This is a genomic window from Cupriavidus sp. GA3-3 (genome assembly GCF_000389805.1).
GTDB classification, from domain to species: domain Bacteria; phylum Pseudomonadota; class Gammaproteobacteria; order Burkholderiales; family Burkholderiaceae; genus Cupriavidus; species Cupriavidus necator_D.
Window position 1 is genome coordinate 471,432 of the sequence record NZ_KB944482.1, and the last position, 25,835, is coordinate 497,266.

General features: G+C 68.7%; 26 protein-coding genes. 21 read left to right on the forward strand and 5 right to left on the reverse strand.

The annotated features are described in order from the left end of the window. Window positions 1-5 precede the first annotated feature (5 nt). The 3 genes from C265_RS20075 to C265_RS20085 are packed head-to-tail and all read right to left on the reverse strand — an operon-like array spanning window position 6 to window position 2,100. Window positions 6-845 (reverse strand): DUF4198 domain-containing protein, encoded by an 840-nt coding sequence (locus C265_RS20075; RefSeq protein ID WP_037024746.1) that lies wholly within the window; start codon window positions 843-845, stop codon window positions 6-8. 18 nt (window positions 846-863) lie between these two features. Continuing rightward, window positions 864-1,388 (reverse strand): DUF2271 domain-containing protein, encoded by a 525-nt coding sequence (locus C265_RS20080; RefSeq protein ID WP_010810779.1) that lies wholly within the window; start codon window positions 1,386-1,388, stop codon window positions 864-866. Window positions 1,389-1,443: 55 nt separating this feature from the next. Further along, the gene (locus C265_RS20085; protein ID WP_010810780.1) at window positions 1,444-2,100 is read right to left on the reverse strand and encodes a PepSY-associated TM helix domain-containing protein; all 657 of its coding nucleotides are present in this window, start codon (window positions 2,098-2,100) and stop codon (window positions 1,444-1,446) included. A 460-nt stretch (window positions 2,101-2,560) separates the two neighbouring features. Here C265_RS20085 and C265_RS20090 point away from each other — a divergent pair, with 460 nt between their 5' ends. Beyond that, a complete protein-coding gene (locus C265_RS20090; protein ID WP_010810781.1) occupies window positions 2,561-4,117 on the forward strand; it encodes a methyl-accepting chemotaxis protein in 1,557 nt (518 codons plus the stop codon). A 122-nt stretch (window positions 4,118-4,239) separates the two neighbouring features. Continuing rightward, complete coding sequence (locus tag C265_RS20095; protein WP_011617924.1) at window positions 4,240-4,491, forward strand: GlsB/YeaQ/YmgE family stress response membrane protein; 252 nt, start codon at window positions 4,240-4,242, stop codon at window positions 4,489-4,491. Here C265_RS20095 and C265_RS20100 read toward each other — a convergent pair. Both C265_RS20100 and C265_RS20105 read right to left on the reverse strand, forming a co-directional pair. Beyond that, a complete protein-coding gene (locus tag C265_RS20100; protein WP_037024749.1) occupies window positions 4,464-7,748 on the reverse strand; it encodes a transglycosylase domain-containing protein in 3,285 nt (1,094 codons plus the stop codon). The two genes, C265_RS20095 and C265_RS20100, sit on opposite strands and share 28 nt — an antisense overlap. Before the next feature lie 223 nt (window positions 7,749-7,971). Further along, on the reverse strand, window positions 7,972-9,006 hold the full coding sequence (locus C265_RS20105; protein WP_010810784.1) for an aldo/keto reductase: 1,035 nt from the start codon (window positions 9,004-9,006) through the stop codon (window positions 7,972-7,974). Window positions 9,007-9,590: 584 nt separating this feature from the next. On the opposite strand from C265_RS20105, the gene C265_RS20110 reads away from it, so the two are divergent. From C265_RS20110 to C265_RS31040, 19 genes are read left to right on the forward strand one after another with little or no spacing between them, the layout of a single operon-like run. Then, window positions 9,591-10,367 carry a beta-ketoacyl synthase chain length factor gene (locus C265_RS20110; RefSeq protein WP_010810785.1) on the forward strand — a complete coding sequence of 259 codons (777 nt, stop codon included), beginning with the start codon at window positions 9,591-9,593 and terminating at the stop codon, window positions 10,365-10,367. Beyond that, window positions 10,360-11,145: a 1-acyl-sn-glycerol-3-phosphate acyltransferase gene (locus C265_RS20115; protein ID WP_010810786.1), complete on the forward strand. Its 786-nt coding sequence runs from the start codon at window positions 10,360-10,362 to the stop codon at window positions 11,143-11,145. The genes C265_RS20110 and C265_RS20115 overlap by 8 nt, the downstream gene beginning before the upstream one ends. Beyond that, the gene (locus C265_RS20120) at window positions 11,132-11,401 is read left to right on the forward strand and encodes a phosphopantetheine-binding protein (protein WP_010810787.1); all 270 of its coding nucleotides are present in this window, start codon (window positions 11,132-11,134) and stop codon (window positions 11,399-11,401) included. The genes C265_RS20115 and C265_RS20120 overlap by 14 nt, the downstream gene beginning before the upstream one ends. 46 nt (window positions 11,402-11,447) lie before the next feature. Then, window positions 11,448-11,711, forward strand: a complete 264-nt coding sequence (locus C265_RS20125) for an acyl carrier protein (protein WP_037024754.1) — start codon at window positions 11,448-11,450, stop codon at window positions 11,709-11,711. Then, entirely contained in the window at window positions 11,711-12,259 is a 549-nt protein-coding gene (locus tag C265_RS20130; RefSeq protein WP_010810789.1) for a hypothetical protein, read from the forward strand. Before C265_RS20125 ends, C265_RS20130 begins: the two co-directional genes overlap by 1 nt. Beyond that, window positions 12,252-13,943: an AMP-binding protein gene (locus C265_RS20135; protein ID WP_037024755.1), complete on the forward strand. Its 1,692-nt coding sequence runs from the start codon at window positions 12,252-12,254 to the stop codon at window positions 13,941-13,943. The genes C265_RS20130 and C265_RS20135 overlap by 8 nt, the downstream gene beginning before the upstream one ends. Further along, window positions 13,936-14,694, forward strand: coding sequence for a glycosyltransferase family 2 protein (locus C265_RS20140; RefSeq protein ID WP_010810791.1), 759 nt, complete (start codon window positions 13,936-13,938; stop codon window positions 14,692-14,694). Before C265_RS20135 ends, C265_RS20140 begins: the two co-directional genes overlap by 8 nt. Then, window positions 14,691-15,674 (forward strand): lipid A biosynthesis acyltransferase, encoded by a 984-nt coding sequence (locus tag C265_RS20145; protein ID WP_010810792.1) that lies wholly within the window; start codon window positions 14,691-14,693, stop codon window positions 15,672-15,674. The genes C265_RS20140 and C265_RS20145 overlap by 4 nt, the downstream gene beginning before the upstream one ends. Before the next feature lie 26 nt (window positions 15,675-15,700). After that, the gene (locus tag C265_RS20150; RefSeq protein ID WP_010810793.1) at window positions 15,701-16,117 is read left to right on the forward strand and encodes a thioesterase family protein; all 417 of its coding nucleotides are present in this window, start codon (window positions 15,701-15,703) and stop codon (window positions 16,115-16,117) included. Then, a complete protein-coding gene (locus C265_RS20155; RefSeq protein ID WP_010810794.1) occupies window positions 16,114-16,734 on the forward strand; it encodes an outer membrane lipoprotein carrier protein LolA in 621 nt (206 codons plus the stop codon). The genes C265_RS20150 and C265_RS20155 overlap by 4 nt, the downstream gene beginning before the upstream one ends. Continuing rightward, window positions 16,727-19,126, forward strand: a complete 2,400-nt coding sequence (locus tag C265_RS20160; RefSeq protein ID WP_010810795.1) for an MMPL family transporter — start codon at window positions 16,727-16,729, stop codon at window positions 19,124-19,126. Before C265_RS20155 ends, C265_RS20160 begins: the two co-directional genes overlap by 8 nt. Window positions 19,127-19,180: 54 nt before the next feature. Beyond that, entirely contained in the window at window positions 19,181-20,413 is a 1,233-nt protein-coding gene (locus C265_RS20165) for an NAD(P)/FAD-dependent oxidoreductase (RefSeq protein WP_010810796.1), read from the forward strand. After that, window positions 20,410-21,009 carry a DUF3261 domain-containing protein gene (locus C265_RS20170; protein ID WP_010810797.1) on the forward strand — a complete coding sequence of 200 codons (600 nt, stop codon included), beginning with the start codon at window positions 20,410-20,412 and terminating at the stop codon, window positions 21,007-21,009. Before C265_RS20165 ends, C265_RS20170 begins: the two co-directional genes overlap by 4 nt. Next, complete coding sequence (locus tag C265_RS20175; protein ID WP_010810798.1) at window positions 21,006-22,193, forward strand: beta-ketoacyl-ACP synthase; 1,188 nt, start codon at window positions 21,006-21,008, stop codon at window positions 22,191-22,193. The genes C265_RS20170 and C265_RS20175 overlap by 4 nt, the downstream gene beginning before the upstream one ends. Before the next feature lie 2 nt (window positions 22,194-22,195). Beyond that, window positions 22,196-22,660, forward strand: a complete 465-nt coding sequence (locus C265_RS20180) for a hotdog family protein (RefSeq protein ID WP_010810799.1) — start codon at window positions 22,196-22,198, stop codon at window positions 22,658-22,660. Beyond that, window positions 22,657-23,388 carry a 3-oxoacyl-ACP reductase FabG gene (gene fabG, locus C265_RS20185; RefSeq protein WP_010810800.1) on the forward strand — a complete coding sequence of 244 codons (732 nt, stop codon included), beginning with the start codon at window positions 22,657-22,659 and terminating at the stop codon, window positions 23,386-23,388. The genes C265_RS20180 and fabG overlap by 4 nt, the downstream gene beginning before the upstream one ends. Beyond that, the gene (locus C265_RS20190) at window positions 23,385-24,614 is read left to right on the forward strand and encodes a beta-ketoacyl-ACP synthase (protein ID WP_010810801.1); all 1,230 of its coding nucleotides are present in this window, start codon (window positions 23,385-23,387) and stop codon (window positions 24,612-24,614) included. The genes fabG and C265_RS20190 overlap by 4 nt, the downstream gene beginning before the upstream one ends. A gap of 50 nt (window positions 24,615-24,664) precedes the next feature. Further along, window positions 24,665-25,114, forward strand: coding sequence for a hypothetical protein (locus tag C265_RS20195; protein ID WP_010810802.1), 450 nt, complete (start codon window positions 24,665-24,667; stop codon window positions 25,112-25,114). After that, entirely contained in the window at window positions 25,114-25,806 is a 693-nt protein-coding gene (locus C265_RS31040; RefSeq protein ID WP_010810803.1) for a 4'-phosphopantetheinyl transferase superfamily protein, read from the forward strand. Before C265_RS20195 ends, C265_RS31040 begins: the two co-directional genes overlap by 1 nt. Window positions 25,807-25,835 lie beyond the last annotated feature (29 nt).

Sequence of the window (25,835 nt, forward strand, 5' to 3'; positions counted from 1 at the left end):
CCGGCTTATTGCGGCAGCACCTCGACCGTCACCGCATAGACGGCACGGCGCGATTTGGCCTGCTTGAAGGTGGTCTTGTCATCCTTCACCTCGGCTTCCATCCAGTACATGCCTGGGGCCGGCCACTTGACGCTGAACTTGCCGTCGGCGTCGGTGGTGGCGCTGAACTCCTGCAGCTGGTCGCGGTAGCGGATGCCGCCCGGCACCACCGAGACCTTCAGGTTGCTGGCGGGCTTGCCGTCGAGCAGCATGCGGAAGCTGGCGGTGTCGCCCGCGACCAGGTCGTTCGGGTGCGTGATCGGGGCCAGTTCCAGGCCGCGGCCGGCGGTGCGCAGGCCCTTGTCGCTGGGCTTGCCGGCGGTGATGAAGGATTCGATGCGGCCTTCGGCCTGGGTGACCTGCAGGTCCTGCGCATTGGCCGGGACTTCCTTGGCGAAGTTCTCGGCCGAACCCCGCCAGCGCTTGGCCTGGCCGTCGACCTTGTAGCTGGCGAACAGGCCGTTGTTGACCACCGCCACGCGGTACGTGCCGGGCTGGGTCAGGTGCAGGTCGAAGGTGCTGCGGTACTTGCCGGTGGCAGCGTTCTCGGCCTTGACGGCGCTGCCATCGGGCGCGGTCACCTGCAGGTTGTCGAGCCGCATCGGCACGTGCTCGAAATAGAACAGGTCGTTGGAGACAGCGGCGTCCACGGTCACCCACGGATCGCTGCCTGACAGCACGGTAGCCGACGGCAGCAGCCACTGGCGGTGAGCGTGCGCGGCCAGCGGCGCCAGGGCGGCCAGGGCGAGCACGGCCACGCGGGTGGCGATGCGGGTAGATGCGGCGGACATAAGGGAAGGTTTCATCGTCTGGCTCCGGAAGGATTACGGCTTCAGTTCGACGGTCACGCCGCCGAGTTCGTGTTCGCCCTTGGCGCGGGCGGTCTGTGCGGCTTGCGGCGGCCACGTGAACGGCACGCGCAGCAGCTCGCGCCCGCCCACTTCACGCGCGGCTTCCACCACCAGCTGGTAGTTGCCGGCGGGCAGCTTGCCCAGCGGCGCCTTGTCGTCGCTGAAGCTCACGCCGTGCTCGCCCGGCGCGCGCGTGGCGCCGGAGATGCCGTCGGCCGGCATGTGCAGGTCGCGGCCGGCCTTGCGCCACCACTGGCGCATGTCCTTGAGCCACTTGGTGCCTTCGCCGTCCCTGAGCTTGCCGTCGTACCAGACCGCCAGGGTCTGCACCGGGCTCTGGTCGGCGCGCTCGACCCACATCGCCACATAGGGGCGGTGGTACTCGGCCACGGTCAGGCGCGGGATTTCGACCTTGACGTTCAGGTCCGCGGCCAGCGCGGGGCCGGCCAGGGGAACCGCGGCCATGCCGGTCAGGGTGACGGTGAGCAGTCGGCGCATATCGGAGAAACCTCGTCAGTGGGATGCAGGAAGGAAAACGGTTGGAGCGGTTGACTCAATGGATAAACAGGAGCGCCAGCAGCACCGGGACCACCAGCCCCAGCCCCACCAGCGGCCAGGTCCCCACGCGCCCGGCCGCATGCAGCTTGAGCAGGAACAGGCCGGTCACGCTGAAGACCAGGCATGCCAGCGCGAACACATCCAGGAACAGGCTCCACGCGGCGCCGGTGTTGCGGCCCTTGTGCAGGTCGTTCAGGTAGGAGATGGCGCCGCGCGTGGTTTTCTCGTACTGGGCTTCGCCGCTGTCGAGTTCCAGGCTGACCCAGGCGTCGCCGCCCGGACGCGGCAGCGCCACGTAGATCTCGTCGGCGGACCATTCGGCCTCGCGCCCGCTGGCGTCGATGTCCAGCGCCTGCGCCAGCCAGTCGGCCAGCACCGGCGGCACCGGCGCCTTCTTTTCACGCGCCTGGGCATCGCCCGCCGGCGCTTCGGCCCGCACCTTGTCGAGCACGCGCGTGGGCATGGTGGCGTGGCGTGTCTCGACCGCGGGACTGGCCTCGATCTGTGCGGCGTGGTTGAGCGTGAAGCCGGTAACGGCAAACATCAGCATCCCGATCAGGCAGATCGCGGAACTGATCCAGTGCCACTGGTGGAGATGCTTGAGCCAGAAGGCACGGCGCTGTTGGCCGGAGGCCGGCTGGGTTTCGGTCATTGCGGTTGGTCGGCGGGCGCGGCCCAAGTGGCGGCCCGGTCTTGCCTTGTGTACGGATAGCTGGAGCGTCCCTTGCGCGCATCACACGGGCTCAGGCGTGCCATTGTCTGCACAATGGTTGGCGGAAGAGAGAAGGATAATCGTTCGCATTTGAAATCGCAAACGGTCCGGGACGGCGCTGGATTACAGCGCATTACAACGTGAAGCAGCGGGACGGATCACTTGTCCGCGGCGCTCTGGTTCGCTGGAAGAGATGTGCAACGCACAAGCAAGACGGCACATGTAAGCCAATCAACCACATCACCCGAAGGGGTGAAATTACCCCAGTCAAGTTAGTTGCCTCCTGCGCCGTTAAGGCGATGACTCACACGCATGCGACAGGCGCCACCGATGCATGACGCCGCCGGCGTGTCGCCGACAAGAAAACGCGCAGAGCGCGGAATATGGAGGAGTGGAAGCAATGCTGCACAACCTGAGCCTGAAGAAGAAGCTGTTATTGCCGCTGGTGCTGAGCTGGATCTGCCTGCTCGGCATCACGCTGTGGAACGCGTGGCAGATCCGCTCGCTACGCATGGAAGAGCGGCGCCTGGACCTGGCCCACGTCACCGACACCGCATTCTCGGTGGTGGCCGAGTACGAGGCGCTGGCCAAGGCCGGCAAGCTGACGCAGGACGAGGCCAGGAATCAGGCCATCGAGCGCGTGCGCGCGATGCGCTTCGGCAGCGATGGCTATTTCACGCTGATGCGCTCGGACACCGTGGTATTGATGCACCCGTTCAAGCCGGAGATGAACGGCAAGGCCATGGAAGGCACCAAGGACCCCAACGGCGTCTACCTCTTCCGCGAAATCGCCGGGATCGGCAAAGGGCCTGGCAAGGGCTTCGTCGAGTACCTGTGGCCCAAGCCCGGCGCGGATGCGCCGCAGCCCAAGCTGAGCTACGTGGCCAACTTCCGCCCGTGGGACTGGAACTTCATCGCGGGCCTGTACCTGGACGACATCGAGGCGGCGTTCCGCGCCGAACTGATGAAGGCGTTCGGCATCCTGCTGGGGGTTGGCTTGCTGATGTCGCTGGTGATGGTGCGCGTGGCGGCCAGCCTGCAGCGCCAGCTGGGCGGCGAACCTGCCACCACGGCGCACATCGCCGGGCGCATTGCCGAAGGCGACCTCGGCAGCCAGGTAGAGGTGCGCCCCGGCGACGAGCACAGCGTCCTCTATGCGATGCATCGCATGCAGGCGCGCCTGACCGGCGCAATCGGCAGCATCCGCGGCTCGGCCGATTCGATCGCGGGCGCGGCCAAGCAGATCGCCGCGGGCAACGCCGACCTGTCGCGCCGCAGCGAAGAACAGGCCGCGTCGCTGCAGGAAACCGCCGCCAGCATGGAGCAGCTCACCAGCACCGTGCGCCAGAGCGCCGAGAACGCGCGCCAGGCCAGCCACCTGGCCGAAGGCGCATCGGACATCGCGGTGCGCGGCGGCACCATCGTCAGCCAGGTGGTGGACACCATGGGCGAGATCAAGAATGCCTCGGGCAAGGTGGTCGACATCATCGGCGTGATCGAGGGCATTGCCTTCCAGACCAACATCCTCGCGCTCAATGCGGCCGTGGAAGCGGCACGTGCCGGCGACCAGGGCCGCGGCTTCGCGGTGGTGGCCGGCGAGGTGCGCACGCTGGCGCAGCGCAGCGCCACCGCTGCAAAGGAGATCAAGGCGCTGATCGGCAACTCGGCGCAGCGCGTGGACGACGGCGCGGTGCTGGTTGAAAGCGCGGGCAAGGCGATGGACGAGATCGTCGGCGCGGTCAAGCGCGTGACCGACCTGATGGCCGAGATGCGCGCGGCTACCGAGGAGCAGACCGGCGGCATCGAGCAGGTCAACCAGGCGGTGTCGCAGATGGACCAGATGGCGCAGCAGAACGCCGCGCTGGTGGAAGAAGCCGCGGCCGCCGCCGCCTCGCTGGAAGACCAGGCCGATGCGCTGCATCACGCGGTCGGCCAGTTCCGGCTGGCGCGGGCCTGACGGCAGCGCCTGCGCTTGTCACTTGAGCGTCATACGCACCAGACTGCTGCGTGTATCATGAAGCGCAACCGGCCGCCCCTTGCGGCCGGCATGGACTCAGACCACTACCGGGAGAGCGCATCATGATGGCATTCATTGGCACCGTGTTCGTTGGCCTTATCGTCGGCCTGATCGCCAGGGCGGTCAAACCCGGCGACGACAAGATGGGCTGGATCATGACCATCGTCCTGGGCGTGCTGGGCTCGCTGGCTGCAGGCTACGTCGGCCGCGCCATGGGCTGGTACCTGCCGGGCCAGCCGGCCGGCTGGATTGCGTCGGTGATTGGCGCGATCGTGCTGCTGGTGATCTACGGCATGGTCCGGCGCAAGGGCTGACTGGCGCGGCGCACGCCGGCGGCGTCCTGCGCGTCGGCCAGGGCCGGTACCTCGGGCGCGGCAGGCGCCTGCGGTACCGCGGCAGTATTGGGCGTGCCGCTGCGCGCCGGCCCCTGGAGGCTCTGGAGGCTCTGGAGGCCCTGGGCCAGCGTGGCGCCAGGCACGGCGTCGGCCGGCGTGGCCATGGCGGGCACGCGCGGCGTACGCAGGCCGGGCGCGGCATCATGGCAACGCAGCAGCGGGCGGTCGCCACCCGGCGCCATCGCCGACACCTGCGGCGCGACCGCCCGCAGGACCCGCACCGCCAGCGCGCTGGTAAAGCTGTAGCGCGCCGCATAGGGTTCTCTCACATTGACCACTACGGTGCCGAAGAAGCGCTCGCCCAGCGTGAACACAAAGGTGGCCGAGCGGTTCACCGAGCGCGACGAAATCAGCCGCCCGCCCGGCCCATAGACCTGGTAGCGCTGGTCGCCGGTGCCGGTCTTGCCCGCCACCGCCAGCGTGGCCCCGTCGCGCCCGGGCACCGTGAAGGCGCCGCGGATCGACCTGGCGGTGCCGCGCTCCACCACATCCAGCATCGAGCGCCGCGCCAGTTCGGCCACTTCGGCCGGCAATACCCGCTTGCCCGGACCCGGCTGCAGCACGTAGCGCGTGGCGTACGGCGTGCCGTCGGCAAACGCCAGGCTGCGCACCGCCGTGTTCTGCGTGACTACGCCGCCCGCCAGCAGGATGCCGGCCAGCTCCGCCAGCGCGGCCGGCCGGTCGCCCGCGGCACCGATGGCGCTGCCGTACGACGGCGTCAGGGAATCGAACGGATAGCCCAGCCGCTGCCAGCGCCGCGCAATCCGCGTGAAGGCGTCTTGCTCCAGCAGCGTACGGATGCGGTTGTCCTGGCCGGCCTTGCTGCGCGTGCGGAACAGCCATTTGTACACTTCCTGGCGCTCGGCGGTGCTGGCCTTCAGGATCTCTGCCAGCGTCGCGTCGGGGTGCTGGTCGAGGTACTCCACCATCCACAGTTCCAGCGGATGCACCCGTGACAGGTAGCCCCGGTCGTTCAGGTTGAACTTGTCCTTGCCGTACTTGCGGTACAGCGCGCTCAGGTCTTCGCCGGCCAGCTGCTTGTCGCCCAGGCGGGCGCGCATGATGCGGATGTAGCTGTCCTCGTCCAGGTGCGGCCGCGCGCTCAGCAGCGTCACCGACATGCGCACCGCATTCAGGTGCGGCGTAGTCATGCGCACGCGGCCCAGCAGCGTGGCCAGGCGCAGCTCAGAACTCTTGCCGCGGTATCGCTGGTAGAAGTTCGTCATGTAGGCGCTGCCCTCCTGGTCGGCAAAGCGCTCCAGGTAGGCGCGCCGGCCGGGCGCGTCGCGGTCATCGAAGAGCTCGCCAATGTCCGGGCTGGCGTGGAAGGTCTCGTAGCGCACGATGTCGCGCATCATGCGGATGAAGACCAGGTTGACCGAGTGCTGGAATGCGGTCCGCACCGTCAGGTTGCGCATGCCCGATTCACGCTCGAAATTGCTGAAGCTCTGCAGGCCGCCGCCGGTGTAGAAGGCTTCGCCGGCGCCGCCGGAGTACTTGCGCTCCATGGCGGCATCGAGCATGGCCATCAGCTCGCGCTCCGCGGGCTTGCGCGCCTTAAGCAAGTAATCGACCGCCCAGTGGCTGAGCGCGTCCTGGCGTGCCAGCGGCACCGCGGCCAGCTGTGCGCTGGTCATGCCGGCATAGCGCGCGTGCAGCTCGCTGATGATCTCCAGGTAGGTCACCAGCGTGCGCAGCTTGGCCGTGGAACCCAGGTTCAGGCGCGCGCCGCTGTTGATATCAAAGGGCTGGTCGATATTGTCGGCCTGGATCCGCACCACGCTGGCATTGCCCACGCGCTCATACAGCGTGAAGCTCGTCATCAGTTTCGACGGGTCGTCGTGGTCGCGCAGCAGGTTGTGGCCGTACAGGCCCATGGCGCGCGCATCGGCCTTGTTGTTCACGCGCTGCAGCGTTTCGGTGACGATGCGCTGCGCCTCGCGGTTGACGGTGCTGTCCACGGTCAGGTCGAGCCGGTCCATGTCGTAGCGGCTCTCCACCCCGGTGAGCCGGGTGATATCGGCACGCACCCGGTTGACGGCCTTGCGCGTGACAAAGGGCTCCTGCGGCGGGCTCTGGGGTGGCGCGGCCTTGTCCAGCGGCTGCGCCAGCGCTACGTCGCGCAGCTCGGCGGTGATGACGTTGTTGGCCGCCAGCAGGCGCAGGTAGCTGCCGGTCAGCGCATCCAGGTTGGTGTCGTCGCGGCGCAGGTGGTAGGACGGGCGGCGCTGCGAGATGATCAGCGACAGTGCGCGCTTGAAGGCCTGCGCCTGGCGCGGCTCGGGCGCGTGCTGGTCCAGTCCCTTGAGCAGCCGGTTGACCTCGCCGAAGTCCTCGCCATACCAGACCCAGAGCCCATCGCCGATGCCGTTGATCTCGCCGAAGCCGGCGCGCGCCGACAGCGGCACCGTGTTCAGGTAGTCGACCACGATGCGCTCGCGCGCGCGCTGGGTGTCGGGGCCGTCCAGGTAGGCACGCAGCGACGCCGACGCCATCTGGCGGAATTTCTCCGGGATCGATGCGGTGCGCCCTTCGGGCGAGTGCCGGTATTTCTCGATCTGCGTGGCCAGCGTGCTGCCGCCGGGCGCGTCATGCGACTTGTCGGCAAGCCGGATCACCTGGTCGAGCACCGCGCGCGACAGCCGGCGCCAGTCCAGCGCCGGGTTCATATTGGGGTATTCCGGGTTGAGCAGGCCCTGGTTCTCGACATAGAGCAAGGCGCTCACCAGCAGCGGCGGCACCGTGCCGAAGTCCGCGTACTGGCGCTGCGGATAACGCTCGAACGCCAGCGTCAGCCCGTTGCAGTCGCGCAGCAGCAGGCCCGCCTGGTTCTTCTCGCGGTAGGGCGTGAACAGGCCTTCGTCGATCAGCCGCACCATCTCGGGCGACATGCGCGCCTGTTCGGCGGGAACGTAGCCGCGCTGCTCCAGCCGCTGCGCGAACAGTGGCACCTGGCCGTAGCCCATGCGGGCGTCATAGGGCCCGGAATGCGGGAAACGGATGCTGTCGCTGGCGCCCGGCAGGATCTCGAATGTCAGCCGCTGCCCCAGGCTGCCGATCAGCCGCGCCTGCAAGTGCGAGTTGTGCACTTCGCTTGCGACAAAGCTGTACACAACATAGGCGCCCCCACCAAGGGCGACCGCCAAGCCAGCGAAGATCCAGCCACGACGCGACACGTTTGGGCTTCCCTGTTGGGCCGATGCAGCGCGCAGGGGCTGTCATGCACCGGCTCGAAGCGCAATGTTCTCGCGGCGCGCGCACGCCGCGCGCCGCCTGTCTTGATATTAGTAGGAGTAAAGGCAGCCTGCAGCAAGCGCACGCGCGGGCATTGTGCCGTTGCATACAGGCATCACTCCAGGCAGCGCCTGAGCCACATTGCGCCCCTGTCCGAAACGGTCATCAGGCTGCCTGCGCGCGTGCCACGGGCCGCCCCCCGAACGGATAGCCCGGGTCGTTGTAGCCGTGCGTCGAGGCATGGCCCGGCGACACCAGCGCATCGACCATCGATTCTTCCTCGGGCGTGATGACGGCAGCGGGCGCGCCCAGGTAGTCCTCGAATTGCGCGAGCGTGCGCGGACCGGCAATGACCGACGAGATAATCGGGTTGGCCAGCACCCACGCCGTGGCGAACTGGCCCGGGGTCAGCCCGCGCCCTTCGGCATGGGCCTTGAGCTGCTGTGCAATCAGCAGCGACTCTTCACGGAACTCGGTTTCCATCATGCGGCGGTCTGCGCGGCCGGCGCGCGTACCCTCGCCCGGTGCCTGCCCGGGCGCGTACTTGCCGGTCAGCACGCCGCGCGCCACCGGGCTGTAGGGCACCACGCCCAGCCCGTAGTGCTCGCATGCCGGCAGGATCTCCACCTCCGGCATCCGGTTCAGCAGGTTGTAATAGGGCTGGCATGCCACCGGGCGCGGCACGCCCAGCTCGCCGCACAGCCGTGCGATCTCCGCGATGCGCCAGCCGCGGAAGTTCGACACCGCCCAGTAGCGGATCTTGCCGCTGCGCACCAGGTCGCCCATTGCCCGCACCGCCTCTTCCAGGTTCGCGCCGGGATAATCGCGGTGCAGATAGAGAATGTCGATGTAGTCCGTCGCCAGCCGGTGCAGGCTGTCCTCCACCGCGCGCAGGATCCAGGTCCGCGAATAGTGCCCGTGATTGGGCGCCGCCTGCATCGCGTTGCCCAGCTTGGTGGCAAGTACCCAGTCGTGGCGGCTGGCGGTCAGCAGGCGCCCGACCATCTGCTCCGACGCGCCCTTGGTATACACGTCGGCGGTGTCGATGAAGTTCACGCCGTGGTCGCGCGCGCTGGCGACGATGCGGGCGGCTTCGGCCGCATCGGTCTGGTCGGCGAACATCATGGTGCCCAGGCAAAGTGCCGAAACGCGCAGGTTGCTGGCGCCGAGGCGGCGGTAGGGCATGGTGGTGGCGGGCATGGTGGCTCCTTGGGTGGGGTGGGATGGCGTCGCGGTGGTCAGGCCGGACTGAACGGACTGGCCAGTTGTGATCACAATCCCACATTCTGCCGCTTCCGGGTCTGGCATGCTGGCGCCGCCAGAGAACAGCCGGGGAAATTCGCCGATACTCCCCGATTTATTGCCGGCCATCTGCAGAAAGAATCGGCGAACGTGATTGGGATATATGCGGACAGGGGAATTGTGAACACCCGCCAACCTTATTCCGTTCGCTGCAATGCCTGGGAGCGGTACTGAGCAAGATACTGGGCAAGCTTAGCAAGGATTTTTTACCGAAATGACTAAGACATTCCAGATGTGCCAAGGCGAGTCGCCCATTTGAGGGCCAGGGAACGGAAAATAAGCATTTTCGCCACAACAGCAACATTTTTGACATTCCGCCGGCAGCGAACTGAGTAAAATGACGCCCGCCAAAATGCCACTCTTTCACCATTGATTTTTCCCGCCAGAATCATGAATCGCCATACCTGCCTTTCCGCCCCAGACCGCCAGCACGGCGCGTCGGCGGCGCTCGGGCGCCCGGTTTGCGCAAAAGGCGGGCGGGCATGAAGGCGGGCACCGCCGGGGACAACCGCAGCGCGGCGCTGGCCTTTGGCATTCGTGCCTGGTCGGCCTGGGCCGACGGCCTGCAGACGCCGGCTGACTGGCGCACGTGGAGCGCCGCCCCGCACCTGCCAGCGCCACAGGCGCAGGCCCCGGCCTTGCCGGAAATGGCCGCGATGCTGCGCCGCCGCCTGCCCCTGCTGGGTCGCGTGGCGTTGGCGTCGGCCTATGCTTGCGCGCCAGGCGATGTCGGGAATAGCAGGGTCCCCGCGGTCTTTGCCTCGCGCCACGGAGATACCGGCCGGCTGGTGACGATGCTCACGGAACTGGCAGCCGGCGAGCCGCTGTCGCCGACCGCGTTCGGCTTGGCGGTGCACAACGCTATTGGCGCAGTGCGCTCGATAGACCTGGCCGATACGGGCAACCTGCAAGCGCTGTCCGCCGGACGGGACACCGTGGAGACGGCCGTGCTGGAAGCGTGCAGCTTGCTGGCCGACGGTGCGCCCGAAGTCATGCTGGTCAACTACGACGCGCCGGTGGCAACGCCCTATGCCGCGTTCGAGGACGAGCCCGGCTGCCTGTACAGCTGGTGCTGGCGCATCGGCGCCCCGCGCGCGGACGAGCCCTGGTACACGCTTGCACTGGCAGACGAGCCCGCCGCTGCACCGGCGCCACGGTTGCCCCACGGCCTCGAGGTGCTGCGCTTCGTGCTGGCCGGCGACGCCCAGCTGCGCCATCGGGGCGAGAGCGCAACCTGGCAGTGGCAGCGCCATGGTTGAGCGCCTCAATCGCGCCTGGCGCGTCTGCGCCACCGGCCTGTGCTTTTCCGGGTTCGGGCTGGGCGGGCTGGTGCTGCGCGTGCTGGTGTTTCCGGTGCTGACGCTGGCGCTCTGGAGCGCGGTGCGGCGCCAGCGCGTCTGCAAGGATGTGATTCACTACGCGTTCCGGCTTTTCCTGTGGCTGATGTGTACCGTGGGCGTGATCCGCTATGAGGTGCGAAACGCGCAACGGCTGCGGCGCCAGGGGCTGCTGATCGTCGCCAACCATCCGTCGCTGATCGACGTGATCTTCCTGATCGCGCTGACGCGCCGCGCCGACTGCGTGGTCAAGGCCAGCCTGGCACGTAACCCGTTCACGCGCGGGCCGGTGCTGGCCACCGGCTATGTGCAGAACGATTCCGGTGCGGCCATGGTGCAGGGCTGCATCACTTCGCTGCGCGCGGGCAATAACCTGGTGATTTTTCCGGAGGGCACGCGCACGCCAGCCGATGGCAGCTTGCGGCTGCAGCGCGGCGCCGCCAACATCGCGGTGCGCGGCGGCATTGCGCTGACGCCGGTGATCATCCGCTGCGAGCCGCCCATGCTGCGCAAGGGCGACAAGTGGTACCGCGTGCCGGTACGCCGGCCGCGCTACGTCATCGAGGTGCGCGAAGACCTCGACCCCCGGCAACTGGCTGGATCCGGCATCGCTGGTACCAACGACGCCATGGCTGTACGCGCAGTCACGCTGGCATTGACCAACTATTTTTCCAGGGAGATACGCCGTGAAGGCGCTTGAACAAGAAATCAAAGAACTGATCGTCTCGTCGCTGTCGCTTGAGGAAATGGCGCCCGACGACATCGATACCGATGCGCCGTTGTTCGTCGAGGGCCTGGGCCTGGATTCGATCGATGCACTCGAGCTCGGCCTGGCACTGCAGAAGCGCTTCGGCGTCTCCATGAGCGGCGACAAGGAAGTGGTGCGCGGACGCTTTGCCAGCGTTGCGGCGCTGGCGGCCTTCGTGACCGCGCATCGCGCCGAACAGGCCGCCTGAGGCGCCCACCGAGTACCCTGACCCCTTCAAGCTAGTAGGCATGGCCATGACCCACGACGAAATCTTTGCGCGCGTTTCAGCAGTCCTGCAGGACTCCTTTGAAATCGAAGCGGACCGCATCCGGCCGGAAGCCCGGCTTTACGAGGACCTGGACATCGACAGCATCGACGCGGTGGACCTGCTGGTCAAGCTCAAGCCGATGCTGGACAAACCCCTCAAGCCCGAGCAGTTCAAGTCCGTGCGTACCATCCAGGATGTGGTACAGGCACTGGCGCTGCTGATCGACTCCGATTCCGCTGCGACGGCCTGATGGCGTGGCGCTCCTGGGCCTTGGGCGCGCTGATGCTGTGCTACCCGGTCGCAGTCTACGTCGGCCTGCAATACTGGCCGCCGCGCATGGTGGCGCTGCTGCTGGTCGCGCTGCTGGCACTGCGCCTGGCCGCCGTGCGGCACGCGGGGTGGCGGCCACTGGCGCTGGCCGCGGCCGCGCTCGCGCTGGCGGTGTTCGCCTCCGGCGAGGCGATGCCGCTCAAGCTGTACCCGGCGCTGGTCAATGCGGTGCTGCTGGCCGTGTTCGGCTGGAGCCTTTGGCGTCCGCCCAGCGTGGTGGAGCGCATCGCGCGGCTGCGCGAGCCGGCGCTGCCGCCGTCGGGCGTGTCCTACACGCGCAAGGTCACTGTCGCATGGTGCCTGTTCTTCAGCGTCAACGGCACCCTGGCAACCGGCACGGCACTGTTTGCGAGTGACCGGGTCTGGGCGCTATACAACGGCGTCATTGCCTACGTGCTGACCGGCGCCATGTTCGCCGGCGAGTGGCTGGTGCGCCGGCAGGTCATGGCGGGAGGCCGGCATGACTGAGTGGCCGGGAATCCGTGGCGCGATGGCCGCGCTCGCCCGCCGCAACGCAAGCGGTGAGGCCGATGACGATGCAGCGCGCCTGCTGGCGCGCGCGGCCGCATGGCGCGCGGCCTTTGCCGCGGCACCCGGCGAGCGCTGGGCTATCTATCTCGAATCGACCCCGGACTTTGCTGCCGCGCTGCTCGGCGCCTGGCATGCGGGCAAGCACGTGGTGCTGCCCGGCGACATGCGCCCCGATACGTTGCAGGCGCTACGCGCGCATACCGACGGCTGGGCCGGCGAGTTGCCGCAAGGATTGCAGCCGCCGCAAGACGCTGACGGCGAGGCCGGCGACTGGCCGCTGCTGCCGCCCGCCACCTCCATCACGCTGTTCACGTCTGGCTCGACCGGCACGCCCGAGGCCATCCACAAGCGGCTGGCACAGCTCGATGCCGAAACCCGCGCGCTGCAGATGGCATTCGGCACGCAGCTACCGCGCCATGTGCGGCTGCTGACCACGGTCTCGCACCAGCACATCTACGGCCTGCTGTTCTGCGTGCTTTGGCCGCTGGCAGCCGGCCGCGCCCTGCCGCACGCGCGGCTTGCCTTCCATGAGGAAGTGGTTGCGGCTTGCGGCGATGCTCCCGTAGTACTGGTCAGCAGCCCGGCACACCTGCGCCGCATGCCTGAATCCGTGGACTGGACTGCGGCGCGGGCCGCAGTGTGCGCGCTGTTCTCTTCGGGTGGGCCGTTGCCGCAGTCCGCGGCCGAGGACGCGTTGCGCCACCTCGGGCAATCGCCCATCGAAGTATTCGGCAGTTCCGAAACCGGCGGCATCGCCTGGCGCCAGCGCGCGCACCAGCAGGAGCGCTGGACGCCCCTGCCCGGCGTGGCCTGGCGCCTGCAGGACGGCATCCTGGCGGTGCGCTCCGCGCACCTGCCCGACGATGGCTGGCATCTCTGCGCGGACCGGGCGCTGGCCGACGGCGAAGACGGCTTCGTGCTGGCCGGCCGCGCCGACCGCGTGGCCAAGATTGAAGAAAAGCGCGTCTCGCTGACCCGCATCGAGCAGGCGCTGGCAGCATCACCACTGGTGCAGGAGGCGCGCGTGGTGCTGGTGGACCTGGATGTTGGCACGCGCGTGGCCGCTGCCGTGGTGCTGAACGAGGGCGGCGCCGCCATGCTGGCCGATGCAGGCCGCGCGGCATTGGTCGTCACATTGAGGGCAACGCTGGCCGGTTCCGTGGATCCGCTGGCCCACCCGCGGCGCTGGCACCTGGCGACCGAGGCGCTGCCGTGCAACGCGCAGGGCAAGACCACCGAAGTTCTGTTGCGAGACCTGTTCCGCCAGACCCTGCCGCGCGCGATCTGGATCGAAAGCAGCGAGCACGCCGCCGCGGCCATGCTCGATGTCGGCGCGCACCTGGCTGTCTTCGACGGACATTTTCCCGGCACGCCGATCGTGCCCGGCGTGGCGCAGGTCGACTGGGCCATGGCGCTGGCGCCGCAGCGACTGCCGGTGCCGCCGCGCGAGCGTTTCCTGCGCCTGGACGTGCTCAAGTTCCAGGGCATCATCCGGCCCGGCAGCCAGGTGCGGCTGGACCTGGAATGGCAGCCGGCCAGACTGGCGCTGGCATTCCGCCTGACCTCGGCATCGGGTCCGCATGCCAGCGGCCGCATCGTCTTCAGGAGCGAACATGGTTGACGCCTTCCGGCCCGTGGTGTTGGTGCCGGTCTACAACCACGAGCGCGCCATCGGCGCCATGGTCGATGCGATCCTATCCCATCCGGTGCCGTGCCTGCTCGTCGACGACGGCAGCAGCCCCGCATGCGCAGCCGTGCTGCGCGAGCTCGCCGCGCGCCACGATGGCCGCACCGCGGGCCGCGTCACGCTGGTCAGGCTCGAACACAACCAGGGCAAGGGCGCAGCCGTGACCGCCGGTTTCGAGGCCGCCTGGCGCGCCGGCTACACCCACGCACTGCAGATCGACGCGGACGGCCAGCACGACGCCGGCTGCATTCCCGCCTTTCTCGACATGGCACAACGGCATCCGGCGGCCATGGTGTGCGGCAACCCGGTCTACGATGCCTCGGTGCCGCGCGGGCGCCGGATCGGGCGCTATCTGACCCATGTATGGGTCTGGATCCACACGCTGTCGTTCGCGGTGCGCGATTCGATGTGCGGGCTGCGGGTCTACCCGCTGGCTGACGTGGTGCCAGTGACGCGCGCGGCGCGGATCGGCCCGCGCATGGAATTCGATATCGAGATCCTGGTGCGGCTGGTCTGGCGCGGGGTGCGCATCATCAATATCCCAACGCCCGTGACCTACCCCAGCGATGGCGTCTCGCACTTCCGGGTCTGGCGCGACAACCTGCGCATTTCCTGGATGCACACGCGCCTGTTCTTCGGCATGCTGCGCCGCCTGCCGGCGCTGATAGGACGCAAGCTGGCATGAGCATGACCGCACCTGGCGCGGCGCCGGCCACCACCACTGCCGCGCGCCACTGGAGCCGCATCGGCGAAGCCACCTGCGTGTGGGGAGTCTGGTGCCTGTACGCGATCCATCGCCTGTTCGGCCGCCTGGCGTTCCGCGCAGTGCTGTACCCCGTGGTCACCTACTACTGGCTGACGCATAGCGCCGCACGCCGGGCCTCTCTCGACTACCTGCGCCGCGTACACCGGGTGACCGGAGCGGCTGGCACCGGGCCCGGCGCACGCAGTACGCTACGCCACCTGTATGCGTTCGCCGACACGCTGCTCGACAAGCTGCTGGCGATCGGCGGGCGCTATGCCTTCGGCAACGTCACGCGCGAAGGCGCAGAGGTGATGCTGCGCCAGATCGAAAGCGGCCAGGGCGGCATCATCGTCACTGCCCATATGGGCTGCCTGGAGCTGTGCCGCGTGCTGGCGCGCCATCGCCGCGGCCTGCGCCTGACGGTGCTGGTGCATACCGCGCATGCGCAGCGCTTCAACCGCATCCTGTCCCGCATCGATCCCGGCGCCACGCTGCAGCTGTACCAGGTCGACGAGATCTCGCCGGCCACTGCGCAGGAGCTGGCCGACAAGATCCGCGCCGGCGAGTTTGTCGCCATTGCCGGCGACCGCGCCCCCGCCCATGGCGGACGCGCCGTCAGAATCCCGTTCCTGGGCGCGCCGGCGCGCTTCCCTGTAGGCCCGTACGTGCTGGCCGCGCTGATGGACTGCCCGCTGTTCGCGATGGGCTGCATCCGCCACGGCGACGGCCACCTGCTGCGCTTTACCGAACTGGCGCGCACCGTGCGCCTGCCGCGCGCCGGCCGCGCCGAGGCGCTGGCCGGCTATGCCCGCGCCTATGCCGACTGGCTGGCCGAACTGCTGGTGCTGTCTCCCTATGACTGGTTCAACTTCTACGATTTCTGGGCCGACCCCGACGCCACCGCCGGGCGGGCGCGCTGAGCCATTGATCGAAAACCTACCGTGCCATGACCCCAGACCTCAGCCACGAGATCACACTGAGCCCCGCCTTCCACGACCTCGACCCGATGGACGTGGTGTGGCACGGCAACTATGTGCGCTACCTGGAGCAGGCGCGCTGCGCGCTGCTGGCGCGCTTTGGCTACGACTATCCCGCCATGCGTGATTCCGGCTATGCCTGGCCGGTGGTCGACCTGCGCCTGCGCTATGTGCGCCCGCTGGTCTACGGCCAGACCGTGACCGTGCGCGCCACCATCGTCGAATGGGAGAACCGCCTCAAGATCGACTACATGCTGCGCGATGCTGCGACCGGCGAGCGCCTGTCCAAGGGCTATTCGGTGCAAGTGGCAGTGGATATGCGCAACGGCGAGATGTGCTACGAGTGTCCGCCAGTGCTGTGGGAGCGCCTGGGGGTGCAGCCATGAAGCGCCGCACCTTGCTGGCCGCCCTTGCGCTGGCCGCCTGCCTGCCGGCGCTGCCGGCACAAGGCGCCGACACGCTGGGCGCCATCGCGGCGCGGCTGGCTGATGCGCCGGTGATCCGCGGCCGCTTCGAACAGCAGCGCCAGCTGGCCGGCTTTACCAATCCACTGGTGTCGCGCGGCGACTTCGTGCTGGCGCGCGAACGCGGCCTCGCCTGGACCACGCGCGAGCCGATCGTGTCGAGCCTGGTGGTCACGCCCACGCAGCTGGTGGTGCGCGGCGCCGATGGCCAGGTGCAGCAGCGCCTGGCGGCAGACGCGCAGCCGGCCATGCGCGTGGTCGGCGAATCGATGATCGCGGTGCTGCGGGGCGACCTGTCGGCGCTGTCGGCGCGCTTTGCGATCGACGCGCGGCTGGCAGGCAAGGACGGTTGGGCGCTGACGCTGACGCCGACCGACAGCGGCATCCGCCGCGCCTTTGCGCGCATTGAACTCACCGGCGACCGCTATGTGCGCAGCATCCGGCTGGAAGAGGCCGGCGGCGATGCCACCCGGATCCGGTTGATCGAGCCGGTGGCCGCGCCGCGCCTTTCCGCCGCGGAGGCCCAGCGCTTTGAGTGATTCGGCCAACCGCGCAGCCAACGGGGCCCGCGCCGCGGCGGGCATGGCGCCGCTTGCGCGCGTGCTGGCGCTGGGCTGGCTGGTGATCGTTGTCGGGCTGGCGCTGCACCAGGCCAGCTTCTGGCGCAGCGCGCGCATCGATACCGATGTGATGGCGCTGTTGCCCGGCAGCGAGCGCACCGCCACCGCCGACCGCGTGCTGCGCCAGCTGGCCGACGGGGTCTCGCGCGAGATCATCGTGCTGGTCGGCGCGCCCGACTGGCAGCAGGCCAGGACCGCCGCACAGCGCTTCGGCCAGGCCACCGGCGCGCATCCCGAGCTGCTGCGCCCGGTCGACAGGATCGCCGCGTTCGACTTCGATGCCGCGCTGGCGTTCTACCGGCCGTGGCGCGACCACCTGCTGACCGACAGCCAGCGCGCCATGCTTGGCCACGCCGATGCGGATACGCTGGCGCAGCAGGCGCTGGCGCGGCTGTACCAGTTCACTGCCGGCACCAGCCTGTCGGGCTGGTCGACCGACCCGCTCGGGCTGTGGCAGGACTGGTGGCTGTCACGCGCCGACCTGACCCGCGTGCGCGAGCGCGACGGCTTGCCGGCCTTCTCCGCCGAAGGCCTGCACTGGGTGCTGCTGACCTACCGCATCAACAAGCCCGCATTCTCGGTCAGCGGCGATACCGATTATGGCGACCTGCTGGCGCGCGCCGACACCAGCGCGCGCGCCGGGCAGGACGCGGTGCGCGTGGTGATGGCAGGCATCCCGCTGCATGCGGAAGCGGCCGCGGCGCAGGCCAGCTTCGAGATGAACGTGATCGGCCTGGGCTCGCTGGCTGCGGTGCTGCTGCTGGTATGGCTGGCCTTCCGCTCGCTGCGCCCGATCGTGCTGGTGGCGCTGTCGCTCTTGATCGGCACCGCCGCAGCGATCTCCGTGACCGGCATCGTGTTCGAGCGCGTGCACCTGATCACACTGGTATTCGGCGCCAGCCTGGTAGGCGTGGCCGAAGACTACGGCATCCACTACTTCGTGACCCGCCAGGCCGATGGCCGGCGCACGCCGGCAGGCGTGATGCGCCTGCTGCTGCCCGGCATGACGCTGGCGCTTTCCACCAGCGTCGTCGCCTACCTGGCGCTGGGCATTGCGCCGTTCCCGGGTCTGCGACAGATGGCGCTGTTCTCGGCCGTGGGCCTGCTGGCCGCATTCCTGACCGTGGTGCTGTGGTTTCCGCTGCTCGACTGCGGCAGCCTGCGGCCCACGCGGCTGTCTGCGTGGCTGGCCGACAGCCTGGCACGCTGGCCGCGCGTGCGCGCCGACCGCCGCACGGCGCTGCTGGCCGCGGTGCTGGCAGCCTTTATCGTGCCTGGCCTGTTGCAGGTGAAAGTGGTCGACGACGTGCGCCAGCTGCAAAGCTCGCCGCCCGCGCTGATCGAGGCGCAACGCACCGCCGGCCGCCTGCTCGGCAGCCCCAGCCCCGCGCAGTTCCTGCTGGTGCGCGGCGCCTCTGCCGACCAGGTGCTGCAGCGCGAGGAAGCCTCCAAGGCGGCACTGGCGGGCATCGTGGCGCAGGGTAAACTAGGTGGTTTTGTCGCGCTGTCGGACTGGGTGCCCTCAGCGGCACGCCAGCGGGCCGATGCGGCGTTGGCCGCACCGCTGGAGGCACAGGTGCGTGAGCGCATCGCGCAGATGACAGGGTCATCTGGCACCGCTGCAACACCCGGCGTGGCAGGCCCGCAAGATGTGCTGACCCTGCAGGCGTGGCTGGCGCATCCTGTCTCGGAGGCCTTGCGCCACCTCTGGCTGGGCCAGGACAAGGGCGGCAAGAACGGCAACTATGCCAGCGTGATGCTGCTGCGCGGCCTGGACGACCCGAACACTATGCCGAAGGTGCGGGCTGCCGTTGCCGGCGTGGCGGGAGTCGAATGGGTCGACCGGGTGGCGGACCTGTCGGGCTTGCTGCACCATTACCGCGTGCTGATGACATGGCTGCTGCTGGCCGGCGCCGGCGCGGTCAGCGTGCTGCTGGCGTGGCGCTACGGCCGCGCCGCGTGGCGCGCGCTGGTGCCGACCTTGCTCGCGGCACTGTTCAGCGTGGCGCTGCTGGGCTGGATGCAGGTGCCGCTGCAGTTGTTCCCGGTGCTGGCCCTGGCACTGCTGCTGGGCGTCGGTGTCGACTATGGCATCTTCCTGCTGGAACACCCCGGCGATGGCGTGTCGTGGACCGCGATCGCGCTGGGCGCGGCCAGCACCCTGCTGGCTTTCGGCCTGCTGGCGCTATCGTCAACGCCGGCGCTGCATGCGTTCGGCGTCACCATGCTGGCTGGCGTCGGCGCGGTCTGGATGCTGTCGCCGTGGTTCCGCCCGCCGGCACCGGCGGGCGATGCGCATGACAGGCACTGACCGCAAGGATTCGCGCCCCCAACCTGCAATCCCAAGAATCGGAGCTTGAAGCATATGAAAACGGAAACCACGGATGTCGTCATCATCGGCGCAGGGCCAGCGGGCTCGGTCGCTGCCGGCTTGCTGCGCAAGCACGGGATTCCGGTGTTGGTGATCGAAAAAGAAACCTTCCCGCGCTTCTCGATCGGAGAAAGCCTGCTGCCGCAGAGCATGGCCTATATCGAAGAAGCCGGCATGCTGCGCGCGGTGGTGGAGGCGGGCTTCCAGTACAAGAACGGCGCCGCCTTCTCGCGCGGCACGCAGCAGACCGCCTTCGACTTCCGCGAGAAGTTCTCACCCGGTTGGGGCACCACCTACCAGGTGCAACGCGCGCGCTTTGACGACGTGCTGATCCGCGAGGCCGCGCGCCAGGGTGCCGAGGTGCGCTTCTCGCACCTGGTGGAAGACGTCGACGTCAGCGGCACGCAGCCGGAAGTCACCGTGCGCGCGCCGGACGGCAGCCAGTACAAGGTGCGCGCCAGGTTCCTGCTCGATGCCTCGGGCTTTGGCCGCATCCTGCCACGCCTGCTGCAGCTGGAAACGCCGTCGGGCTTCCCGGTGCGCAGCGCGATCTTCACGCACGTGGAAGACCGCATCCCCACCGGCACCTTCGACCGCAACAAGATCCTGATCAGCGTGCATCCGCAGCACCAGAATGTCTGGTACTGGACCATCCCGTTCTCCGACGGCCATTGCTCGCAGGGCGTGGTGGCGGAGAAGGCGTTCCTGGACCGCTACACCGGCAGCGAGACCGAACGGCTGCAGGCGCTGGTGGCCGAAGAGCCCGGCCTGGCGAAGCTGCTGGCCAACGCGCAGTGGGACACCCCCGCGCGCCAGATCGCGGGCTATTCGGCCAACGTGAAATCGTTGTGGGGCAACGGCTACGCGCTGCTCGGCAACGCCGGCGAATTCCTGGACCCGGTGTTCTCGTCCGGCGTCACCATCGCCTTCAAGTCCGCCAGCCTGGCCGCGCAATGCCTGGTGCGCCAGCTCGCCGGCGAGGCCGTGGACTGGGAGCAGGACTTCGCACGGCCGCTCAAGGCCGGCGTGGACTGCTTCCGCGTCTTTGTCGAAGCCTGGTATGAAGGCCGCTTCCAGACGCTGATCTTCCATCCCAACGCCACGTCGGAAATCCGCGAAATGATCTCGGCGATCCTGGCCGGATACGCGTGGGACCGCGACAATCCCTTCGTCGCCGAACCGCGCCGCCGGCTGGCGGTGCTGGAAGAATTCTGCAACGTCAGATGACCCGCGCCACCTTGTCCGCGCTGGCATTGGCTGCTGCCATGGCAGCGGGCTGTGCCGCGCCCGGCTCCGCTCCCGAACGCACGGTGCCGGCCGCCGGCGCCACCGCGCTGCTGCGCCTGCCGCCGGCATCGCTGCAGCGGGAGCTGAAGCTGCAGCAGCACATCACGGTCGAGTTCACCGTGCTGGGCCGCACCGAGCGCCGCGAACTGCTGGCGCTGCTCGAAGCCGATGCCGCGCACACGCGCCTGGCCGCCGTCGGCGGCGGGCAGGTGCTGGCGCGGCTGGACTGGGACGGCACCACGCTGCAGGTATCGCGCGCGCCCTGGGCGCCGGCCGAGCTGCAGCCCGAACGCATCCTGAGCGACCTGCAGCTGACGCTGTGGCCGGCCGCGGCGGTCCGCGCCGCCCTGCCCGCGGGCTGGAGCTTCGATGCGACGCCCACGCTGCGCCAGTTGCGCCAGGGCAGCGAAACCGTGGCGGAGATCCGCTACCCGGATGTTGTCACCACGCTGTTCGTGCAGCACCGCGACGGCTACCGGCTGACCATTCGCAACTTGCCCGCCGAGGCGAACGTGAACGCAGGTGGTTCGGCATGACGGCATACCTTAATACCGTCGGCATCCGCTGCGCGCTCGGGCGCGGCCAGGACGCGGTGCGCGCAGCCATGTGGCAAACCGGCGCACCGACGGCCGGCGAAGTCACCGACCGCTACAGCCCGGGCCGCCCGCTGCTGCTCGGCACGGTCAGCGACCTTGCCGACGATGCCGTGCCCGCGCATGCCGATCCGCGCCATCGCAGCCGCAACAACGCCCTGCTGCTTGACGCGCTGGTCCAGGTGCGCCCGGCTGTGGACACTGCCATCGCCAGCGTCGGCCCCGCCCGGGTGGCGGTGGTGCTGGGCACCAGCACCTCGGGCATGCGTGAAGCCGAGCTGGCGATGCGGGCACTGGCAAGCATCGGCGCGTTACCACCTGGCTACCACTACGGCCAGCAGGAACTCGGCTCGCCCGCCGGCTTTCTCGCCGCCACCTTGGGTACCACCGGACCTGCATACACAATCTCGACCGCCTGTTCGTCCAGCGCGAAAGCGCTGGCGGCGGGCGCGCGGATGCTGCGCCACGGGCTGGCGGACGTGGTTCTGGCCGGCGGCGTCGATACACTGTGCGCCTTTACCGTGGCCGGCTTTTCCTCGCTGGAATCGGTCAGCACCGCGCGTTGCAATCCTCTGTCGGCCAACCGCAACGGCATCAATATCGGCGAAGGCGCGGCGCTGTTCGTGATGTCGCGCGAAGCCGGGCCGGTGCGCCTGGCCGGCTGGGGCGAATCGTCCGACGCCTACCACATGTCCGCGCCCGACCCGCAGGGCAAGGGCGCGCAACTGGCCATGCGGCAGGCGCTGGCGCGTGCCGGCATCGGTGCGCAGGCGATCGACTACGTCAACCTGCATGGCACCGCGACCCCCGCCAACGACGTGATGGAAGCCCATGCCGTTGCCGCCGTGCTGGGCCACGAGGTGCCAGTCAGCTCCACCAAACCGCTGACCGCGCACACGCTTGGCGCGGCCGGTGCCATCGAAGCCGCCCTGATGTGGCTGACCCTCGCCGGCAACCCGCACGGCCAGCTGCCGCCGCACTGGTGGGACGGTGTGGCCGATGCGGCGCTGCCGCCGCTGAATGTGGCTGGGCCGGGCAGCGCGCTTGGGCGCGCGCCGCGCCACGTGATGAGCCTGTCGTTTGCCTTTGGCGGCAGCAACGGCGTACTGGTGCTGGGGGAGGGATAAGCATGCAAGACCTGGATACCCTGCCACCCATTGCCGAGGTGGTGCCCCACGGCGGCGCCATGCTGCTGCTCGACGCGCTGGTGCATGCCGACGACGAAGGCTGCACAGCGCGCGCCACGGTGCAGCCCGCGCAACTCTTCACCAATGCGGCCGGTATGCCCGGCTGGGTCGGCATCGAATACATGGCGCAGGCCATCGCCGCCTGGGCGGGCATGCGCGACCGGCGCGCCGGCCGCGCGCCCGGCATCGGCTTCCTGCTGGGCTCGCGCCGCTATGAGTGCGACGTGCCGGCTTTCCCGATCGGCAGCGAGCTGACCATCAGCGTGCGCGCCGAACTGATCGGGGACAACGGCCTGGGCCAGTTTGCCTGCCGCCTGGCACTGGACGGCCGCGAGGTCGCCCGCGCCAATGTCTCCGTGTTCCAGCCTGCGGATGCGCAGGCCTTTCTGCAAGGACAACAGCCATGAGTAATCCGACCGTGCTGGTCACGGGTTCGTCCCGCGGCATCGGCCGCGCCATTGCCCTGCGGTTGGCCCGCGATGGCTATGACGTGGTGGTGCACTGCCGCTCACGCCGCGACGAGGCCGACTCCGTCGCCGACGCGGTGCGGGCATGCGGGCGCAAATCCCGCGTGCTGTGCTTCGACGTGGCCCGCCGTGAAGACGCCGCCAGCGCGCTGCTGACCGATATTGCCGCGCATGGCTGCTACTACGGCGTGGTGTGCAACGCGGGCCTGGCGCGCGACGCGGCCTTCCCGGCCATGACCGGCGCCGAATGGGACGAGGTGGTGCATACCAACCTCGATGCCTTCTACAACGTGCTCAACCCGGTGGTGATGCCGATGGTGCAGCGCCGCCAGCCGGGCCGCATCGTCACGCTATCGTCGGTGTCAGGGCTGGTAGGCAACCGCGGCCAGGCCAACTACAGCGCGGCCAAGGCCGGCATCATCGGCGCCACCAAGGCTCTGGCGATCGAACTGGCCAAGCGCGCGATCACCGTCAACTGCGTGGCGCCCGGCCTGATCGACACCGACATGGTCGAGCAGCACGTGCGCGACGAAGCGCTGCGCATGATCCCGGCGCGGCGCATGGGCACGCCCGACGAAGTCGCCGCCACCGTGGCCTTCCTGCTGTCGCCCGATGCGGGCTATATCACGCGCCAGGTGATTTCGGTCAACGGGGGGATGTTCGGGTGAAACGCGTCGTCATAACCGGAACCGGCGCGGTTTGCGCGCTGGGCAATGACTGGGCATCCGTGCGCGGCTTCCTGTCGTCCGGGCGCAGCGCCGTGGTGCGCATGCCGGACTGGGAAGGCATCAAGGGCCTGAACACGCTGCTGGGCGCGCCCGTGCCGCCGCTGACGCTCCCCGCGCACTACACGCGCAAGGCGACCCGCTCGATGGGCAAGGTGGCGCTGATGTCGGTGCTGGCCAGCGAAGCCGCCTTGCGGGACGCGGGCCTCATCGGCGACCCGCTGCTGGCCAGCGGCAGGCTTGGCATTGCCTACGGCTCATCCACCGGCACGCCCGAGGCGGTCGCCGACTTCGGCCGCATGCGCAGCGAGCGCACCACCGAGGACATCAGCGCGACCACCTATATCCGCATGATGCCCCACACCACGGCGGTCAATATCGGCGTGTTCTTCGGCATCACCGGCCGCATCGTGACCACCTCGAGCGCCTGCACCTCGGGCAGCCAGGGCATCGGCTACGCCTACGAGGCCATCCGCAGCGGCCGCCAGGTGGCGATGCTGGCGGGCGGCGCGGAAGAGCTCGATGCCACCGAGGCGGCCGTATTCGATACGCTCTTTGCCACCAGCACCTGCAATGACACCCCGGAGGCCACCCCGCGGCCCTTCGACAGCGCTCGCGACGGCCTGGTGCTCGGCGAAGGCGCGGGCACGCTGGTGCTGGAGGAACTGGAACACGCCCAGGCGCGCGGCGCGCGCATCCTGGCCGAGATCGTCGGCTTCGGCACCAACAGCGATGGCGCGCACGTGACCCAGCCCAAGGCCGAAACCATGGCCGTGGCAATGCACCTGGCGCTGGAAGACGCAGGCCTGGAACCTGACCGCATCGGCTACGTCAACGCCCACGGCACCGCCACCGACCACGGTGACGTGGCCGAATCGCACGCCACGCATGCCGTGTTCGGCACTGCCATGCCGGTCAGTTCGCTCAAGAGCTACATGGGACATACTCTGGGCGCATGCGGCGCGCTCGAAGCCTGGATGACCATCGAGATGATGCGGGACGGCTGGTTTGCGCCCACGCTGAACCTGAGCAGCCCCGACCCGCGCTGCGCGCCCCTCGACTACATCATGCAGACCCCGCGCGAGCTGGCGGTAGACTACGTAATGAGCAACAACTTCGCTTTTGGCGGCATCAACACATCGCTGGTGTTCCGCCGTTGGGAAGACTGAAGTCCTTTTTTCGATTGCCAACCGCATACCAACCAGAAAAAGGAAGATCTATGAAGCCCGTTCTCTCCGCCGTCGCCCTGACGATCTGCGCCAGCGCCCTGCTCGCCACCCCCGCGATGGCCCGCGACACCAAGTACATGCTGCCGCTGCAGGAAGTGCTCAACATGCCGGAAGCCAAGGAAAAGCTCGACGACTCCTTCCGCTTCTACCTGGCCGGGCAGAAGACGCCGAAGGTGCTGGAGCGCCTGGAGTCGGACGTCTCCAACCGCAAGACCAATGGCGTGGGCAAGAGCGACGAGGACGGCTGCCGCTGGGCCGCGCTGTCGGCACTGATCGCTCTGCAGGACACGGCCAAGTCCAAGGGTGCCAATGCCGTCATCGACATCGTCAGCTACTACAAGAAGAACGAGGTCGCGAGCGCAACCGACTATGAATGCCACGCCGGTGCGGTGGTGGTGGGCGTGGCGCTGAAGGGCACCTACGCCAAGATCGCGCAGTAATGCCAGCCTGGCTGCACCTTGGATGCGTGGCAGCGCTTGCCACGCAGGCACCCGATGCGCGGTCGTGGATGTCAGAAGGCGAGCACGCGCGCCTGGCTGCGATGCAGGCAACCCGGCGGCGCGCGCAGTTCGTGGCGGGCCGCTGGCTGGCCCGCACGCTGCTGGCGCAGGCCTTCGGCGGCGGCTGGCAGGACTGGTCGCTGACGGACGGGGAAGATGCGTCGCCCGAAGCCCGCGGCCCGGTTGCGGCGAGACTGTCGATCTCGCACAGCGGCGACCTGATCGCCTGCGCGGTGGGCAGCGATGCACTTGGCCTCGACCTGGAACCCGTGCGGCAACGCAAGGGCCTCGACGCACTCTTTGGCGCAATCACCACCGAGGCCGAGCGCGCCACGCTTGGCTGCCACGTGACGCCAGCGGATACCATGCATCGGTTTGCGCATGCCTGGACGCTCAAGGAAGCTGGGCTCAAGCGCCACGGCAGCGGCCTGTTCGCCACCATGCTGGGCCATGCGCTGACGTTTGAAGGGGCGTGCGCGCGGGACGCCAATGCCTGTACCTGGATGCATGACGGCCATGTGCTGGCCCTCTGCACCACTGACGTTGATACTGTGACCACACCGGAAATGCCCGCCGCCCCGCGTTACTGGCGGCTGGTGCCGAGCGGCTCCGCTGCCATCAACCATGCCTGAATCGATGTCTGAACACGTTGCGCCGGTTG